Annotated in this window: 3 protein-coding genes; 2 read left to right on the top strand and 1 reads right to left on the bottom strand. The window is 59.4% G+C overall.

Annotated features, from left to right (window positions below; genetic code table 11):
- Nucleotides 1–218: 218 nt before the first annotated feature.
- On the bottom strand, nucleotides 219–1,007 hold the full coding sequence (locus WCA53_RS16915; RefSeq protein WP_423912778.1) for an NADPH-dependent F420 reductase: 789 nt from the start codon (nucleotides 1,005–1,007) through the stop codon (nucleotides 219–221).
- Between the two features lie 124 nt (nucleotides 1,008–1,131).
- On the opposite strand from WCA53_RS16915, the gene ahpC reads away from it, so the two are divergent.
- Nucleotides 1,132–1,695 carry an alkyl hydroperoxide reductase subunit C gene (gene ahpC, locus WCA53_RS16910; RefSeq protein ID WP_423912774.1) on the top strand — a complete coding sequence of 188 codons (564 nt, stop codon included), beginning with the start codon at nucleotides 1,132–1,134 and terminating at the stop codon, nucleotides 1,693–1,695.
- A gap of 138 nt (nucleotides 1,696–1,833) precedes the next feature.
- Nucleotides 1,834–3,414: an alkyl hydroperoxide reductase subunit F gene (gene ahpF / locus WCA53_RS16905; RefSeq protein ID WP_423912770.1), complete on the top strand. Its 1,581-nt coding sequence runs from the start codon at nucleotides 1,834–1,836 to the stop codon at nucleotides 3,412–3,414.
- Nucleotides 3,415–3,936: the final 522 nt, after the last annotated feature.

Here is a 3,936-nt window from a genome sequence, read left to right as displayed (position 1 = left end):
GTATGAGCAGGCGCAGGTCGTGTTCAAGGACCAGGTGCCCTACACGCCGATCGCTCACGCCAGCGCGTTCCAGCTAATGAGCAAAAACGTGACGGGCTACGAGATCAGCCCGCTGGGCGGCCATCGTTTCGACGGCATCAGCCTGGAATAAAGCCCGAAGCCCGGTTTCCGGCGACGCGGCCTGGATAGTCGCGCCAATGCGTCGCCGGGCTTTGGGGTCAGGCGGGTTTATCGAAGGTGCCGGGGCTCTTCTCCGTTCCGCTCCATTGGGGCTTGCGAGCACGTTCCGCCTGGCTCAAGGCCACTTGCAACCCTTGCGCATCGAAATCCTTCGTGTACGCCGGCGTTCCCGGCTGCTGGCGCCACGAATCGTCGATACCGCCGTTATCGACGGCATCAAAGCCCATTTCATTGATCAGTTGCGTGACGACCGCCTTGGCATCGGCGCTGTCTCCCGACAGGGGCAACGCAATGCGCCCGGGCGTGCCCTGGGGTTTGCCCAAATCCCGCAAATGGAGCGCGTAGATGTTGTTGAACGCCTTGATGACGGGGCGCCCGATCTGCTCGGATACCCACGCGCTCTCCATCATGCCGCCCTCGATCTCCTCGATTCGACCATCGCGTTCTCGCGGATAGTAATTGCCGGTGTCGATCACAACGGTCGTGTCCGGCACGCCTGCGAACAATTCGGCCGGGAGATTGGGGACCTTGTTCTCCGGGATCGTCACGACGATCACCGCGGCGTCGCGAACCACGTCGGCCAGTTCCGCCGGCGTGGCGCCCGTTTCACTGGCTATTTCCGCGAGCGTCGAAGGTCCGCGCGAATTGCCGATACGCACCTCGTGGCCATGCTCGACCCAGCGTAGTGCCAGGACCCGCCCGATATTACCTGCGCCTATGATGCCAATCTTCATACCACCTCCTGTTTGTGTGCTGGTCCGGTTCCGGTTCGCCGCCGCTTTTGCGGGCAACGCCTGTGCCCGCTGCGCCGCCCGGCTACAATGCAAAAGGGAATACCCTCATAGGTATTGACCATCGGCGTCATTGAATCATTCGATTTTCTTTATTAATCGTCTGCCTACATACTCCGTTCTGTCTTATCAAACACCTCGTCACCAAAAGGAAAACGCAATGCCGATTATCAACAGTCAAGTCAAACCGTTCAAAGCACAGGCGTTCCACAAGGGCGAATTTGTCACCGTTACCGAAGAAAGCCTGAAGGGCAAATGGTCCGTGGTGGTGTTCTACCCGGCCGACTTCACGTTTGTTTGCCCCACGGAACTTGGCGACCTGGCCGACCGTTACGCAGAATTCCAGAAGCTGGGCGTGGAAATCTACAGCGTATCGACCGATACGCATTTCACGCACAAGGCATGGCACGACACATCGGACACGATCCAGAAGATCAAGTATCCGATGATCGCCGATCCGACGCTTGCCATTTCGCGCAACTTCGACGTGTTGATCGAAGAAGAAGGCCTGGCGCTGCGCGGCACGTTCGTGATCAACCCGGAAGGCGAGATCAAGCTGTGCGAAGTGCACGACAACGGCATCGGCCGTGACGCTGGCGAACTGCTTCGCAAGGTGCAGGCAGCGCAATACATCGCAGCGCATCCGGGTGAAGTGTGCCCGGCGAAGTGGACGCCCGGCGCTGAAACGCTGACGCCGTCGCTCGACCTGATCGGCAAGATCTAAGCTTCAGCCTCATGCAGTAATCCACCGCGGTAATCTGCCGCGGTAATCCGCTGCATCGTCCGGACCGTTCTCGGTCCGGACCGCTTTTGCGCGCTGCATTCCCTTAAAGTATCACCTCGTTACGGACTCGAAAACGCCATGCTGGAAGCCAATCTGAAGACTCAGTTAAAAGCGTATCTGGAAAAAGTCAGCCGGCCGATCGAGATCGTTGCATCGCTCGACGACTCGCCGAAATCGGCTGAGCTGCAAAGTCTGCTTCATGAAATCGCCACGCTGTCGGACCGCATTGCGGTGATCGAAACGCGTGACGACGCCGAGCGCAAGCCGTCGTTTTCCATCGGTGAACCGGGCAAGCCCACGGGCATTCGTTTCGCCGGCATTCCCATGGGTCATGAATTTACGTCGCTGGTTCTTGCGCTTTTGCAGACGGGCGGTCATCCGGTCAAGCTCGATGACGCCGTGATCGAACAGATCCGCGAACTCGACGGCGACTATCAGTTTGAAACTTACATTTCGCTGTCATGCCAGAACTGCCCGGAAGTCGTGCAGGCGCTGAACGTGATGGCACTTATCAATCCGCGCATTCGTCAGGTGACTATTGACGGCGCGCTGTTCCAGGACGAAGTCGAAAAGCGCCAGATCATGGCGGTTCCGACGGTCTACATGAACGGCGAAGTATTTGGGCAAGGCCGTACCGGCGTGAAGGAAATCCTCGCGAAGCTCGATAGCGGCGCGGGCGCCAAGGCCGCGAAGGCCCTTGAGACGAAGCCGGTATTCGACATGCTGATCGTTGGCGGCGGCCCTGCGGGCGCGGCGGCTGCGATCTATTCAGCGCGCAAGGGCATTGTGACGGGCGTGGCGTCCGAGCGTTTCGGCGGCCAGGTGCTGGATACGTTGGCCATTGAAAATTTTGTGTCGGTGACGGCAACGGAAGGACCGCAATTCGTCACGGCGCTCGAACAGCACGTGACGAGCTACGACGTGGACATCATGGACGTGCAACGTGCGCAAGCGCTGGTGCCGGGACGTATTCATGAAGTGCGTCTTGCCAATGGTGCTGTGCTGAAGGCGAAGACGATCGTGCTCGCCACTGGCGCGCGGTGGCGCCATATCAACGTGCCGGGTGAGGATGAATATCGCAATCATGGCGTGGCGTATTGTCCGCATTGCGATGGCCCGCTGTTCAAGGGCAAGCGTGTCGCGGTGATTGGTGGCGGTAATTCTGGCGTGGAAGCGGCCAGTGATCTCGCGGGGATTGTGAGCGCGGTGACGTTGCTTGAATTTGCTTCGGAACTGCGTGCCGATGAGATCCTGCAACGCAAGCTGCGCAGCATGAAGAACGTGACGATCATCACGCAGGCGCAGACCACCGAAATCACGGGTGACGGCAAGAAGGTGAATGGTCTTGTGTACAAGGATCTGGCATCGGGAGACACGAAGCGCGTTGAACTTGAGGGTGTGTTCGTGCAGATCGGGTTGGTGCCGAACACCGAATGGCTGAAGGGCACGGTCGAGTTGTCGCGCCACGGCGAGATTGTTGTGGATGCGAGGGGCGCGACGTCGATCCCTGGCGTGTTTGCGGCTGGGGATGTCACCACGGTGCCGTTCAAGCAGATTGTGATTGCGGTAGGTGAAGGCGCGAAGGCCGCGCTTAGCGCGTTCGATTACCTGATCAGGAGTTCAGTCGAGGTGGGCGCCGAGGAGGCAGTCATCGGGTAAGGTGCCTGCTGGCGGTTCTGGGGGTGGGGGCTTTGCGGTGAGGGTGCCGCGCGCGGCGAGTGTCGAGCTAGGCCTTGGGGGGTGCTGCTCGCGGCGAGTGTGGGCTTAGCATTGAGTCCTTCTGCTAGCGTGGTCGTTCTGCTTAAGTCGGATTTTCTTGCTTATTACTGTTAGCCCCTATCCGGGGCGGGACTTCATTTCTTTTCAAACGCGAAAAGAAACGAAGCAAAGAAACGCGTTTTAAACCGCGAATACCTAAGTGTCGTCGTCGCTCATTTCAGGCTTTTGGCACGAACGTAGCACGGCCCCGCAACCCCAACCCGCAGTCCGAACACCCCCCTCAAGAACCAGCGGCGCGCACACGCTTCGCATCCACGGCCCCATTCAAGGTGGCTATCCGCGTTCGCGCACCACCCAAGCCCGTGGTCCGAATTCCTCCACCCTGCTTCGCCCTTCAGATGATCCAGACGTTGCCACTAACGGCAACGAGATTGGGGCGATCGAGGCGAAGCGCGTGCGCGC

The organism is Caballeronia sp., from assembly GCF_049581465.1.
In the GTDB taxonomy this organism is placed as follows: Bacteria; Pseudomonadota; Gammaproteobacteria; order Burkholderiales; family Burkholderiaceae; genus Caballeronia.
Note: the sequence above shows the minus strand (reverse complement) of the source record. Positions and strands in the feature narration are given on the sequence as shown.